The organism is Psychromarinibacter sp. S121 (assembly GCF_049801035.1).
GTDB lineage: Bacteria > Pseudomonadota > Alphaproteobacteria > Rhodobacterales > Rhodobacteraceae > Psychromarinibacter.
In genome coordinates this window covers 1,016,055-1,028,507 of the sequence record NZ_JBNAGE010000002.1, presented here as the reverse complement: position 1 = coordinate 1,028,507, position 12,453 = coordinate 1,016,055, and the positions used below count along the sequence as shown (strand labels likewise).

11 protein-coding genes are annotated in these 12,453 nt (G+C 64.9%); 8 read left to right on the top strand and 3 right to left on the bottom strand.

From position 1 onward, the window contains the following. Position 1: 1 nt before the first annotated feature. Complete coding sequence (locus ACP156_RS13465; protein WP_425051845.1) at positions 2 to 832, bottom strand: prephenate dehydratase; 831 nt, start codon at positions 830 to 832, stop codon at positions 2 to 4. A gap of 118 nt (positions 833 to 950) precedes the next feature. Between ACP156_RS13465 and ACP156_RS13460 the strand changes: the two genes are divergently transcribed. The 5 genes from ACP156_RS13460 to ACP156_RS13440 all read left to right on the top strand — a co-directional run bounded on the left by ACP156_RS13460 (position 951) and on the right by ACP156_RS13440 (position 7,474). Then, the gene (locus ACP156_RS13460) at positions 951 to 1,472 is read left to right on the top strand and encodes a c-type cytochrome (protein WP_425051844.1); all 522 of its coding nucleotides are present in this window, start codon (positions 951 to 953) and stop codon (positions 1,470 to 1,472) included. A gap of 205 nt (positions 1,473 to 1,677) precedes the next feature. Continuing rightward, a complete protein-coding gene (locus ACP156_RS13455) occupies positions 1,678 to 3,555 on the top strand; it encodes an extracellular solute-binding protein (RefSeq protein WP_425051843.1) in 1,878 nt (625 codons plus the stop codon). 13 nt (positions 3,556 to 3,568) lie between these two features. Further along, positions 3,569 to 4,666, top strand: coding sequence for a microcin C ABC transporter permease YejB (locus ACP156_RS13450; RefSeq protein ID WP_425051842.1), 1,098 nt, complete (start codon positions 3,569 to 3,571; stop codon positions 4,664 to 4,666). 103 nt (positions 4,667 to 4,769) lie between these two features. After that, positions 4,770 to 5,876, top strand: a complete 1,107-nt coding sequence (locus tag ACP156_RS13445; RefSeq protein ID WP_425051911.1) for an ABC transporter permease — start codon at positions 4,770 to 4,772, stop codon at positions 5,874 to 5,876. Further along, positions 5,873 to 7,474 carry an ABC transporter ATP-binding protein gene (locus ACP156_RS13440; RefSeq protein WP_425051841.1) on the top strand — a complete coding sequence of 534 codons (1,602 nt, stop codon included), beginning with the start codon at positions 5,873 to 5,875 and terminating at the stop codon, positions 7,472 to 7,474. Before ACP156_RS13445 ends, ACP156_RS13440 begins: the two co-directional genes overlap by 4 nt. Positions 7,475 to 7,661: 187 nt before the next feature. Here ACP156_RS13440 and ACP156_RS13435 read toward each other — a convergent pair whose 3' ends face one another. Then, the gene (locus tag ACP156_RS13435; protein WP_425051910.1) at positions 7,662 to 9,101 is read right to left on the bottom strand and encodes a serine hydrolase; all 1,440 of its coding nucleotides are present in this window, start codon (positions 9,099 to 9,101) and stop codon (positions 7,662 to 7,664) included. A 227-nt stretch (positions 9,102 to 9,328) separates the two neighbouring features. After that, positions 9,329 to 10,030, bottom strand: coding sequence for an HAD family hydrolase (locus ACP156_RS13430; protein WP_425051840.1), 702 nt, complete (start codon positions 10,028 to 10,030; stop codon positions 9,329 to 9,331). Between the two features lie 136 nt (positions 10,031 to 10,166). Between ACP156_RS13430 and clpS the strand changes: the two genes are divergently transcribed. From clpS to ACP156_RS13415, 3 genes are read left to right on the top strand one after another with little or no spacing between them, the layout of a single operon-like run. After that, positions 10,167 to 10,484, top strand: a complete 318-nt coding sequence (gene clpS, locus ACP156_RS13425; protein WP_425051839.1) for an ATP-dependent Clp protease adapter ClpS — start codon at positions 10,167 to 10,169, stop codon at positions 10,482 to 10,484. Between the two features lie 19 nt (positions 10,485 to 10,503). Beyond that, positions 10,504 to 11,496 (top strand): class I SAM-dependent methyltransferase, encoded by a 993-nt coding sequence (locus ACP156_RS13420; RefSeq protein ID WP_425051838.1) that lies wholly within the window; start codon positions 10,504 to 10,506, stop codon positions 11,494 to 11,496. 46 nt (positions 11,497 to 11,542) lie between these two features. Further along, positions 11,543 to 12,349 (top strand): SDR family NAD(P)-dependent oxidoreductase, encoded by an 807-nt coding sequence (locus ACP156_RS13415; RefSeq protein WP_425051837.1) that lies wholly within the window; start codon positions 11,543 to 11,545, stop codon positions 12,347 to 12,349. Positions 12,350 to 12,453: the final 104 nt, after the last annotated feature.

Here is a 12,453-nt window from a genome sequence, read left to right as displayed (position 1 = left end):
CTTAGCCGCGCGCGGGGTCCGCCGGGTAGGTGCCGAGGATCTTCAGGTACGAGGTGAAGTATTCCAGCTCTTCCAGCGCGCGGGCGACGTGCGGGTCGTCCGGGTGCCCCTGAATGTCGGCGTAGAACTGCGTCGCGGTGAACGAGCCGTCGACCATGTAGCTTTCCAGCTTGGTCATGTTGACGCCATTCGTCGCGAAGCCGCCCATCGCCTTGTACAGCGCGGCGGGAATGTTCCGCACGCGAAACACGAAGGTCGTCATCATGCGGTCGTCCCGGCGGTCGTGCTCGGGCTTCGGCGACATGATCAGGAACCGGGTCGTGTTGTGCGCGTGGTCCTCGATGTGTCGGGCAAGGATGTTCAGCCCGTAGATCTCTGCCGCGAGATCCGAGGCCAGCACGCCCTCGGTCCGCAGACCGGCCTTCGACAGTTCCTCGGCCGCGCCGGCGCTGTCGGCTGCGGCCTCGCCCTTGATTCCGTATTCCGACAGGAACGCGGCGCATTGCGGGATGAGCACCAGATGGGCGCGGACCTTCTCGATATCCTCGATCGGCACGCCCGGCAGCGCCATCAGCGAGATGTGAACCCGCACGAAGGCTTCGTCGACGATGTGCAGCCCGCTTTCCGGCAGCAGCCGGTGGATGTCGGCCACGCGGCCATAGGTCGTGTTCTCGACTGGCAGCATCGCAAGGTCCGCAGCGCCCGTATTCACGGCTGAAATCACGTCTTCAAACGTGTGGCAGGGCAGCGCCTCCATGTCCGGTCGCGCGTCTCGGCAGGCCTGATGAGAATAGGCGCCGGGCTCCCCTTGGAATGCGATACGTCCGCTCATTTCGTGTAAGGTCCGCCAAAAATGCCGAAAAGGTCGTTTGGTCGCGCCTCATATCCCTTGAACCGGAGGAAGGGAACCGGATAGATAGCGCCGGAATCTGGACGGAGCTAGGCGCGATATGTTCGACACAATGACGGTAACCAAGGTCGTGGGCGGCTTCTGCGGCACGTTCCTGATCTTCCTTCTTGGCGGCTGGGTTGGCGAGACCCTGTACCACGTCGGCGAATCCGGTCACGGCGACGAGCATCACCAAGCCTACACGATCGAGGTCGAGGACAGCGACAGCGCCGCCGAGCCCGAGCCCGAAGTGGACTTCGCCGAGGTTTATGCCGCCGCCGACGCCGCCGCGGGCGAGCGCCTGTTCCGCCCCTGCCAGGCCTGCCACAAGGTCGAGCCCGGCGCGAACGGCACCGGCCCGACGCTGTACGGCGTGGTTGGCCGCGGCATCGACACGGTCGATGGCTATGCCTACTCCGGCGCGCTGGAGCAGATCGGCGAGACCTGGACCCCCGAGAACCTGAGCCACTTCCTGGAAGACCCGCGCGGCGCTGCGCCGGGCACCAAGATGACCTACGGCGGCATGGACGATGTCGAGGACCGCGCCAACCTGATCGCGTGGCTGGACAGCCTCGACGACTGATCGCCCGCCGATCAAGCAGTTTTGCCAAGGGCCGCCCCCCAAAGGGCGGCCCTTTTGCATGTGTAACGGCCGGATCACGCGCGTTTGACGGACTGCAACTTGCTATTAGGATATTTTTCTTAAAATTCGCGCAAGACACGCCCGACAGACACGCTAGGCTGTACCTGGTGCAAAGCACCCGCCTGTCCCTTGGAAGGAGCCCGACATGCCCCGAACCGCAACCATGATCCGCCGGATCGCCCTGCCCGCCGCGCTGGCCGCCCTCGCCGCCACCGCCCATGCGCAGGAGACCGACGAAGAGGTCATCGTCGCACACGGGGTGTCGAACTTCGGCGAACTGAAATACCCCGAGGGCTTCTCCCATCTCGACTATGTCAATCCGGTCGCACCCAAGGGCGGCGAGATCAGCGAATGGGCATCGGGCAACTTCGACAGCTTCAACAACTACACCCGCAAGGGCGTATCGGCGGCGCTGACCGAACTGATGTACGAGGACATGCTGGCCGCCACGGCGGACGATCCCTATGGCCTGTACTGCTATCTGTGCGAGACGCTGGAATATCCCGAAAGCCGCGACTGGGTGATCTTCAACCTGCGCGACGACGTGAAGTTCTGGGACGGCACCACGATGACCGCCGAGGACATCAAGTTCACGTTCGAACTGTTCATGGAACAGGGCATCACCGAATACGTGAACGTGGTGAAAAGCTATATCGAAAGCGTCGAGGTGCTGGACGAGTACCGCGTGAAATTCACCTTCACGGACGAAGCCCCCCGCCGTGACGTCATCGGAATCGCTGGCGGCACCAACGCCTTCTCGAAGGCGTGGTTCGAGGAAACCGGCGCACGGCTGGACGAAAGCACGCTTGAACCCTTCATGGCGACCGGCGCCTACAAGGTCGACAGCTTCGATGTCGGCCGCCAGATCATCTATCGCTACGACGAGAACTTCTGGGGCGCCGACCACCCCCTGAACATCGGCCAGAACAATTTCGAGACGATCCGCGTCGAGTATTACGCCGACAGCTCTGCCGCGTTCGAGGCATTCAAGGCAGGCGAATACACCTTCCGGATCGAGAACTCGTCGAAGGACTGGGCGACCGGCTACAACTTTCCCGCCGTACAGAAGGGCTGGGTGAAGACCGCAGAACTGCCGGACGGCAACATCGGCTCGGGCCAGTCTTTCGTCTTCAACCTTCGCGACCCGAAGTGGCAGGATCCGAAGGTCCGCGCAGCGGTTCGCATGATGTTCAACTTCGAATGGTCGAACGACACGCTGTTCTACGGGCTGTACGAACGGGTGAATTCGTTCTGGGAGAACTCGCCACTAGAAGCCACCGGCACCCCGACCGAGGCCGAGGTCGCGCTGCTTCAACCGCTGGTGGACGAGGGACTGCTTGACGCGTCGATCCTTACCGACGAAGCCGTGATGGCGCCGGTCAACGAGGCGTCCGAGAACCTTCCGGGCCGCCGCGTGCGCCGCGAAGCCGCCAACCTTCTGGAAGAGGCGGGCTGGACGGCCGGCAGCGGCGGCTTCCGCACCAAGGACGGCCAGCCCCTGACGCTGACCGTGCTGTCCTACAGCCCGACCTTCGACCGTATCATCAACCCCTACATCCAGAACCTCCGCTCGATCGGGATCGACGCCAAGCTGGAACGCGTCGACATCTCGCAATATGTCGACCGCCGCCGCAGCAGCGACTACGACTTGGTCAACCACACCTTCTCGATGGGGTTCGAGCCGGGCATCGGCCTGTACCAGTGGTACGGCTCGGACACGGCAGAAGACAGCTCGCGCAACCTGATGGGCCTGCAGGATGAAGCCGTCGACCGGCTGATCGAGATCGTTGTCGATGCCCCGACGCTGGACGAGCTGGCCACCGCGACCCACGCGCTGGACCGCGTCCTGCGCGCCAAGGGCTTCTGGGTGCCGCAGTGGTTCAAGAACGTGAACACCGTCGCCTACTACGACATGTACCGTCACCCCGAAGACCTGCCGCCGCTGGCGCTTGGGTACCTGAGCTTCTGGTGGTACGACGAGGACGCCGCGGCCGACCTTCGTTCTGCCGGCGCAGTGAAGTAAGGAGCTTCTCCCCTTGGGAGCCTATATTCTTCGCAGATTCCTGCTGGTGATCCCTACCCTACTGGGGATCATGATCGTGAACTTCGTTCTGACCCAGTTTGTGCCCGGCGGCCCGATCGAACAGATCATCGCCAACATGGAAGGCACGGGCGACGTGTTCGAGTCGATCTCGGGCGGCGGCAACGAAGCCGCCACGAACGCCGCCGGCGGTGGCGGCGGCGCCGGTGACCGCTATCTCGGCGCGCGCGGGCTGCCGCCAGAGTTCATCGAGGAACTCGAGCGCGAATTCGGCTTCGACAAGCCGCCGCTTGAACGGTTCCTGACGATGATGTGGAACTATCTGCATTTCGACTTCGGCGAGAGCTATTTCCGATCCATCAGCGTGGTCGACCTGATCATCGAAAAGATGCCGGTCTCGATCTCTCTCGGGCTGTGGTCGACGCTGATCGCCTACCTGATCTCTATCCCGCTGGGCATCCGCAAGGCGGTGAAGGACGGAACCTCGTTCGACACCTGGACCTCGTCGGCAATCATCGTGGGCTACGCGATCCCGGGGTTCCTGTTCGCGATCCTGCTGCTGGTGCTGTTCGCGGGTGGGTCGTACTGGAAAATCTTCCCGCTCAGGGGACTGACCTCGGACAACTGGGACCAGCTGACGCTGATCGGCAAGATCGCCGACTACTTCTGGCACATCACCCTGCCGGTCATCGCCTCGCTGATCTCCAGTTTCGCGACGCTGACGCTGCTGACCAAGAACTCGTTCCTCGACGAGATCAAGAAGCAGTACGTGATGACCGCCCGCGCCAAGGGCCTGTCCGAGCGCCGCGTGCTGTACGGCCACGTGTTCCGCAACGCGATGCTGATCGTGATCGCAGGCTTCCCGGCGGTGTTCATCGGCGTGTTCTTCTCGGGGTCGATCATCATCGAGACGATCTTCTCGCTGGACGGTCTGGGCCGCCTGGGCTTCGAGGCGGCGGTCGCCCGCGACTATCCGGTGATCTTCGGCACGCTCTTCGTGTTCGGGCTGATGTCGCTGGTGATCGGCATCATCTCGGACCTGATGTATGTCTTCGTCGACCCGCGGATCGACTTCGAGCGGCGGGAGGCCTGAGATGGATCAGACGCACCAGCCCAGCACCGCCCCCGCCGGTCTGCAACCCGAACCCACGCCCGGCGATCCCGCGGCACCGGTGCCGCCCGTCCGCCGCCGGCGGATGACCCTGTCGCCGCTGAACCAGCGCCGCTGGCGCAACTTCAAGCGCAACCGCCGGGCCTATTGGTCGGCGATCATCTTCGGCATCCTGTTCGGCCTGTCGCTGTTCGCCGAGTTCCTCGCCAACGACAAGCCGATCCTCGTGAACTACCGCGGCGACTACTACATGCCGATCTTCAAGTTCTATCCCGAGACCCAGTTCGGCGGCGATTTCGCGACCGAGGCGGTCTATGCCGATATCGAGGTAAAATGCCTGATCGTCTCGGGCGGGCTGGAAAGCTGCTTCGACGACCCCGAAGGCGTGATGGCGCAGGCCGAGACCGGCACGGTCGATGGCGGGGCGATCGAACAAGGCTGGATGCTTTGGCCGCCGATCCCCTATTCCTACAACACAATCAACGACATCTCGGGCACCGCGCCGTCGGCGCCGGACAGCCAGCACTGGCTGGGGACCGACGACACCGCCCGCGACGTGCTGGCGCGGGTAATCTACGGCTTCCGACTGTCGATCCTGTTCACCATCATCGTGACCTCGATTGCCAGCGTCGTGGGCATCATCGCGGGCGCGGTGCAGGGCTTCTTCGGCGGGTGGCTGGACCTTGTGTTCCAGCGCCTGATCGAGATCTGGGTCTCCACCCCGTCGCTTTACATCATCATCATCATGTTCGCGATCCTGGGCCGAAGTTTCTGGCTGCTGGTGTTCCTGACCGCGCTGTTCGGCTGGCCCGCACTGGTGGGCGTGGTGCGCGCGGAATTCCTGCGCGCACGCAACTTCGAATACGTCCGCGCGGCGCGGGCGCTGGGGGTCGGCAACTGGACCATCATGTTCCGCCACATGCTGCCGAACGCGATGGTCGCCACCCTGACCATGCTGCCCTTCATCATCACCGGCACCATCGGCACGCTGGCCTCGCTGGACTTCCTTGGCTTCGGCCTGCCCTCGTCGGCCCCGTCGCTGGGTGAACTGACGCTTCAGGCCAAGCAGAACCTGCAGGCGCCATGGCTGGCCTTCACGGCGTTCTTCACCTTCGCCATCATGCTGTCGCTTCTCGTCTTCGTCTTCGAAGGCATCCGCGACGCCTTCGACCCCAGAAAGACCTTCGCATGACGCCGATCCTCGAAGTCCGCGACCTGAACGTGCGCTTCCGCCAGGACGGCGCGACGGTGCACGCGGTGAAGGGCAACAGCTTCACCGTCGGCAAGGGCGAAACCGTGGCCCTTGTGGGTGAGTCCGGTTCGGGCAAGTCGGTGACGGCGCTCAGCACCGTCTCGCTGCTGCCCGACAGCGCCGAGGTGGACGGCTCGGTCCTTTACAAGGGCCAGCAGATGGTCGGCGCCTCGTTCGAGCAACTGAAGAACGTGCGCGGCAACGACATCTCGTTCATCTTCCAGGAACCGATGACCTCGCTGAACCCGCTCCACACGCTGGAAAAGCAGCTGCGCGAGTCGATCGAACTGCACCAGGGCCTGCGCGGCGCGGCGGTCAAGGACCGGATCGTCGAACTGCTGACAAAGGTGGGCATCCGCGATGCCGAAACGCGGCTGAAGGACTACCCGCACCAGCTGTCCGGCGGCCAGCGGCAGCGTGTGATGATCGCGATGGCGCTGGCGAACGGGCCGGACCTTCTGATCGCGGACGAACCGACCACCGCACTGGACGTCACGATCCAGGCGCAGATCCTCGACCTGCTGGCCGAACTGAAAGACGCCGAGGGGATGAGCCTGTTGTTCATCACCCATGACCTGAACATCGTCCGGCGTTTCGCCGACCGGGTCTGCGTGATGAAGGACGGTGAGATCGTCGAACAGGGCACCACCGCCGAGATCTTCGACAACCCGACCCACCCCTACACCATCAAGCTGCTCAGCGCCGAGGCGGCGGGCCATCCCCTGCCCGTCCCGGCCAACGCACCCGAGATCGTCGAGACCGAGCATCTGCGCATCTGGTTCCCGATCCAGCGCGGCCTGCTGCGCAAGGTCGTGGGTCACGTGAAAGCGGTGAACGACGCCTCCGTCAGCGTGCGCGCGGGCGAGACGCTGGGGATCGTGGGCGAATCCGGGTCCGGCAAGACGACGCTGGCGCTGGCGATCATGAAGCTGATCTCGTCAGAGGGGAAAATCGTCTTCGACGGCCGCCCGATCCAGAACCTTCGCAGCGGCGCAATGCGCGACCTGCGATCGGAAATGCAGATCGTGTTCCAGGACCCCTACGGCTCGCTCAGCCCCCGGATGACGGTCGAGCAGATCATATCGGAGGGGCTGAAGATCCATGGCTCCGAAGATCATCGGCCCCGGCGCGAGCTGGTCGCAGAGATCATGACCGAGGTCGGCCTCGACCCGGCCCTGATGGATCGCTACCCGCACGAATTCTCCGGCGGCCAGCGGCAGCGCATCGCAATCGCCCGCGCCATGGTGCTGCGCCCCAAACTGGTGGTGCTGGACGAACCGACGTCTGCGCTGGACATGACGGTGCAGGTCCAGATCGTCGACCTGCTGCGTCGTCTGCAGGAAAAGCACGGGCTGGCCTACCTGTTCATAAGCCACGACCTGAGGGTGGTGCGCGCGCTGTCGCACCGGGTGTTCGTGATGAAACAGGGCGACGTGGTGGAATCGGGAACCGCCGAAGAAATCTTCGAGAACCCGCAATCCGACTACACGAAGGAACTGATGGCCGCCGCCTTCATGGACGACGCCGCCGTCGCCTGATCCCGCCCGCGTTGCGCATCATTGGGGGCTTTGCCCCCGCCGCGCGTGCCGCGCGTCTCCCCCAGGATATTTTGGGACCAAAGAAGCGCCGCGCGTGGGCTGCTTCTTCTCTTTCGAAATACCTCGGGGGGAGCGCGCAATCTGCGCGCGGGGGGCAACGCCCCCCGGCACCTTGCGGCACTTTGGCTTAGGACGCCGGGCCCATAGTGGTGCAGGCGATGTTGCGCGCCTTCAGTCGTTCGCAGGCCATCTCGGCGGCTTCGGCGGTGAGCCCGACGAAGTTCGCTTCGAACCCCTTGTTGCTCTGCTTCACCTTCCGCAGCGCCTCGTCCAGCGTGCCCAGTTCGGTCAGCGCGGTCTGCAACAGCACCCGCTCGGCCTGATAGCGCGAGCTGTACAGGCCCACGTTGATGCCCCAGTGGCGGTCGCCGCTGGTGGACAGCCGTTCGACCACGACGCGTTCCGCTTCGACCACCGGATCGGGGGCCGCGGCGACCTCGGTCGTCAGCGACGCCGGGCGTGGCACCGGCAGGGGCGCAGGTTCGCCGACCGGAAGCGCGGCGGTCACCACGCCCGGATTCGAGGGCGGCGGCGTGCGGGCGCCTTCGGGCAGGGTCGAGGCCGCGGGCGCCGTCGCTTCGATGGCGACCACCGTTTCCTCGATGGTCTCGGCCATCGCGACCAGCAATTCGTCCGGCAGCGCCTCGACGCCGGGTCCGGGCCGCAGGCGCGGCATCGGGCTACGGTCGGGCGCGCGCTGCGCATAGCGGATGCGGCCGAGGTCCGCGCCCGGCGTATAGGCCGGCTTGGCCGGGCGGCGCACGGCCACGCGGGACGGCGCCTTGGAAAACCCGAGGTCCAGCAGGCGCGCCATTTCCTCGTTCCGCCACGGGGTCGAACGTCCACCGAAGACGGCGGCGATGATGCGTACCCCGCCCCGCTCTGCCGAGGCGACGAGGTTGAAGCCCGCGGCGCGGGTGTAGCCGGTCTTGATCCCGTCGGCGCCCTTGTAGGCGCTCAGGAAGCGGCGGTTCGTGTTCGCCACCTCGCGCAGCCCGGCATCGGTCGTGATGCGGCTGAACAGGTTGTAGTATTCAGGATAGTCGTAGAACAGGTGCCGCCCCAGCAGCGCCATATCCCGCGCGGTCGACAGGTGGGCGCTGTCGGTCAGGCCGTGCGCGTTGCGGAAGGTCGTGTTCCGCATCCCCATCGCCTTGGCGGTCCGGTTCATCCGTTCGGCGAAGGCCGCCTCGGAGCCCGAGATCGCCTCGCCCAGCGCGGTCGCCGCGTCGTTGGCCGACTTGATCGCCGCCGCCCGCACCAGGTACCGCAGCTTGATCCGCTGCCCCGGGCGCAGGCCGAGTTTCGAGGGCGGCTCTGACGCCGCGAATTTCGAGATGGTCACCTCGGTGTCCATCGTGATCTCGCCGTGCTCCACGGCCTGAAAGACGATGTACAACGTCATCATCTTGGTCAGCGATGCCGGGTGGAGCCGGGTTTCGGAGTTGTCCGAATGCAGGACCTCTCCGGTCCTGGCGTCTATCACATATGCTGCATAAGGCGCTGCTGCCGCCGACAGGGGCGCGAAGAATGCTACAATAACGAAGAAAAGACCCAGACGGGCCATGTGCTTAAGGCGCGCGGTCACGTCACCAATCCTGTACTGCCTCGTTCCGCCGGATCGTTTCTCGCCCGGTCAAATCATTGAGGTCAGCGTAGCATGGCCCCCGAAAGCCGAAAACAGAAGATTTTCAATGTGTTTGAAATACCTCTTCAAGCGACGCGCGACATGTTGCGGATAGGCCGCGCGCGACCGCTAGATGTTTCCTTTGTGGCGAGAATGTGGCAGCGCGGCTATTCAAATTCGAACAATAGTGGCATCAATGCACCAAGATCGGGGATCTCGCGGAAGCGGCCGTGCCCCTCGGGCGGCTCTGCATGTTCCAGCGCCCAGGTCTGGCCGTGCGGGACATAGACGCCCCAGCCGCCCGCCTCGATCGCGGGCAGCACGTCGGATTTCATGGAGTTGCCCACCATCATCGCCCGTGCAGGGCCGTCGGCGTGGCTGGTGAAGATCCGCGAATAGACCGGCGCGGTCTTGTCCGAGACGATCTCGACCCCGTCGAACAGATCGCCCAGCCCCGACTGCGCCAGCTTTCGCTCTTGGTCCAGCAGGTCGCCCTTGGTGATCAGCAGCACCCGATAGCGCTCGGCCGCCGCGGCGACGGCATCCTCGGCATGCGGCAAAAGCTCGATCGGATGGCGCAGCATCTCCTGCCCCGCCGCGATGATTTCCGAGATCACGGTCGCTGGCACCCGGCTGTCGGTCACCTCGATCGCGGTCTCGATCATCGACAGCATGAAGCCCTTGATGCCGAATCCGTAGTGGCCGATGTTGCGCCGCTCGGCCTCCAACAGGCGCCGGTCAAGGTGATCGGGATCGGCGTGGTCCGCCAACAGCTCGGAGAATCGGTCCTGCGTGATGCGGTAGAACTGCTCGTTGTGCCACAATGTGTCGTCCGCATCGAACGCGATCGTCGTTAACTTTTCCGCCATCCGTCCAACTTACTCTGTATAGGGCGCCACAGGGCCATGGCCCCCCTTTTCATGGGGAACGGTGACCTTATATAGTCGCTCCAGGCAATCAAGACATTCGGCGGAGTTTATGCACGGGATGCATTGGCCCGAGATCATGACGAACAAGGACGATGACGGCGGGGATACCGGCGTCGTGGTGGAGACGCGTGCGAAGACGAAACGCCCGCCCCTCTACAAGGTCCTGCTTCTGAACGACGACTTCACGCCGATGGAGTTCGTGGTCCACGTGCTGGAGCGTTTCTTCGGCATGAACCACGCGCAGGCGTTCGAACTTATGCTGACCGTCCACAAGAAAGGCGTCGCCGTGGTCGGCGTGTTCAGCTTCGAGATTGCCGAGACCAAGGTGGGTCAGGTCATGGACTTCGCCCGCCGGCACCAGCATCCGCTGCAGTGCACCATGGAAAAGGAATAGGGCCCCGGGCCCGCACCCCATGTCCTCGACACGACTGACCACCGCGCTGGAAAACGGCGCGTGCCAGCTGCCCGATGCCGGCCGCATCGCAGTGTTCCGCCCGCGCGCCGGCGCGGACCTTTCGGCGCTGCCGAAGGACCGCGTGCAGGTGATACAGGGCTTCCGCCCCGACCACGACGTTTTCGCGTCGCAGGGCTACGACACCGGCATCGCGCCCAAGGGCGACTTTGCCGCCGCGCTGGTCTGCGTGCCCCGCGCCAAGGCCGAGGCGCGCGCCCTGGTGGCGCAGGCGGCGGCCCTGACCGGCGGCACCGTGATCGTTGACGGGCAGAAGGACGACGGCGTCGAAAGCCTGCTGCGCGATTGCCGCAAGCTTGGCAGCGTGGGCGAGGTGATCTCGAAAGCGCACGGCAAGATCTTCACCGCGACCGGCGATTTCTCGGCCTGGGCCGCGCCGGAAGCCGGGCAGGACATCGGCGGCTTCGTCACCGCGCCGGGCGTGTTCTCTGCCGACGGGATCGACGCCGGATCCGCCGCGCTGGCCGAGGTGCTGCCGCAGGCGATGCCCAAGCGGGTCGTCGACCTTGGCGCCGGGTGGGGCTATCTGGCGGCAGAGGTCCTGAAGCGCAGCGGGGTCGAGGAACTGCATCTGGTCGAGGCTGAAAGCGCCGCGCTGGATTGCGCCCGTCTGAACGTCAACGATCCCCGCGCACAGTTCCACTGGGCCGACGCGCTGACGTGGCGGCCCGGCTCGCCGGTGGACGCCGTCGTGTCGAACCCGCCCTTCCATACCAGCCGCGCCGCCGACCCCGCGCTTGGCCGCGGCTTCATCGCGGCGGCGGCCGCGATGCTCAAACCCTCGGGCCGTCTCTGGATGGTTGCGAACCGTCACCTGCCCTACGAGACCGAGGCCCGCGCGCGCTTTCGCGAGGTCGAGGAACTGGCCGGGACCGGCCGGTTCAAGATCCTTTGCGCCGCGAAACCCATTGCCGCAAAGGGCGCTTCCCGATAGCGGGAACCGCCGCTAGGCTGCCCCTCAGGAATCAGGACACTCACTCATGTCTTTCTCCATCGCAGGCAAGACCGCCATCGTGACCGGCGCCGCAAACGGCGTGGGTCTCGCGATCGCGCGGCACTTCCTCGAAATGGATGCCAACGTCGTCTTCGCCGACATGGACGAAGAGGGCCTTGTGCGCGAGATCGGCGAAGAGGCTTCGAAAGACGACTCCCGCGCCCGCTATTTCGCCGGCGACCTGCGCGAGAAGCTGTCGATCGCCAACCTGCTCTCGGCGACCATCGACGCGTTCGACACCGTCGACATCCTCGTCAACGCCAGCCGTCAGGTCGCCTATTCCGAAGCGCTGTGCCCGGAAGAGGACAGCGTCGAGCAACTGCTACAGCAGAACCTCATGACCTCGCTCCGCCTGACCCAGCTTGTCGCCAAGCGGATGATCAAGCAGGCCGAGGAAGAGGACAAGCCGTGTCAGGGGTCCATCGTAAACCTCAGCTCGATCGCTGCGCGCCGCACCCATCCGGACCTGCTGGGCTATTCGATCAGTTGCGCAGCGCTGGACCAGATGACCCGCGCGATGGCGGTGGCGCTTGCTCCGCACAACATCCGCGTCAACGCGGTGGCCTTCGGCAGCGTCATGAGCGCCAGCCTGAAGGACACGCTGAAGATCAAGGAAGGGTGCCGGGACGACATCATCCGCAACACGCCGCTTGCCCGGATCGCCAGCGCGACCGAACTGGCAGAGGCGACGCGGTTTCTTGCGTCCGAGGGCTCGGGCTTCATGACGGGCCAGATCCTGACCGTGGACGGTGGCCGCTCCATCGTCGACACCGTGTCGGTGGCGGCGCACTAGGCCCGCAACCCCCAGCTTCTTTGGTCCTCAAATATCCTGGGGGTGAATGCGCCGCAGGCGCAGGGGGGGCCAAGCCCCCCTAACTCATTAATGCGCACCTCCGG

Excerpts from the sequence above, each read along its gene's own strand:
- ACP156_RS13465 (WP_425051845.1), bottom strand. The coding sequence starts at position 832 with ATGAGCGGACGTATCGCATTCCAAGGGGAGCCCGGCGCCTATTCTCAT.
- ACP156_RS13460 (WP_425051844.1), top strand. The coding sequence starts at position 951 with ATGTTCGACACAATGACGGTAACCAAGGTCGTGGGCGGCTTCTGCGGC.
- ACP156_RS13455 (WP_425051843.1), top strand. The coding sequence starts at position 1,678 with ATGCCCCGAACCGCAACCATGATCCGCCGGATCGCCCTGCCCGCCGCG.
- ACP156_RS13445 (WP_425051911.1), top strand. The coding sequence starts at position 4,770 with ATGACCCTGTCGCCGCTGAACCAGCGCCGCTGGCGCAACTTCAAGCGC.
- ACP156_RS13440 (WP_425051841.1), top strand. The coding sequence starts at position 5,873 with ATGACGCCGATCCTCGAAGTCCGCGACCTGAACGTGCGCTTCCGCCAG.
- ACP156_RS13435 (WP_425051910.1), bottom strand. The coding sequence starts at position 9,101 with ATGGCCCGTCTGGGTCTTTTCTTCGTTATTGTAGCATTCTTCGCGCCC.
- ACP156_RS13430 (WP_425051840.1), bottom strand. The coding sequence starts at position 10,030 with ATGGCGGAAAAGTTAACGACGATCGCGTTCGATGCGGACGACACATTG.
- clpS (WP_425051839.1), top strand. The coding sequence starts at position 10,167 with ATGACGAACAAGGACGATGACGGCGGGGATACCGGCGTCGTGGTGGAG.
- ACP156_RS13420 (WP_425051838.1), top strand. The coding sequence starts at position 10,504 with ATGTCCTCGACACGACTGACCACCGCGCTGGAAAACGGCGCGTGCCAG.
- ACP156_RS13415 (WP_425051837.1), top strand. The coding sequence starts at position 11,543 with ATGTCTTTCTCCATCGCAGGCAAGACCGCCATCGTGACCGGCGCCGCA.